The sequence below is a fragment of the Corallococcus sp. AB049A genome, from assembly GCF_003668885.1.
GTDB classification, from domain to species: Bacteria; Myxococcota; Myxococcia; order Myxococcales; family Myxococcaceae; genus Corallococcus; species Corallococcus interemptor.
Genome location: NZ_RAWL01001089.1, coordinates 1 through 450 on the forward strand (window position 1 = coordinate 1; position 450 = coordinate 450).

Annotated in this window: 1 protein-coding gene; it reads right to left on the bottom strand. The window is 66.4% G+C overall.

Annotation, left to right across the window (positions count from 1 at the left end; translation table 11 throughout):
- Positions 1-259: 259 nt before the first annotated feature.
- The coding region (locus D7X55_RS46400; RefSeq protein ID WP_147470497.1) for a tetratricopeptide repeat protein at positions 260-450 on the bottom strand (191 nt) is incomplete at its 5' end.

Here is a 450-nt window from a genome sequence, read left to right on the forward strand (position 1 = left end):
CGGTAGTTCCAGTCCTGGGCGCCGGCGATGGCAGGCGGCAGGAGGAGGGCGCAGAGCAGGGCGCCCGTTAAACGCATGGCGAACGACAGAGAGCGGACGACGGTCACAGTTTGCAATCCCGGCAATGCGGGGGTGCAGCTGCAAGACCCCATGGCCCCGACCTCATCCCCCCGAACGGATCGTGGCGACCGCAAGGCCGCCAGCGCGCGCATTATTGCCCGCGTTCAGTGCAGGGATTCTGAACGGAGCGGGCTTCCGTTCAGAACAGCAGCGACGCCATCCTGCGGCGGTACTGGCCCACCAGGTCCTCGTCGGAGATCACATTGAAGGCGTCGATCAAGGCTTTGCGTGGCAGGCCCTCCTCGAATCCACGGTCGATCCGCAGCATTTCCAGGAACTGCGCCAGGGCGGCCTCGTCATGCCCGCCCAGCAGCAGCTGCACGCCGCGCA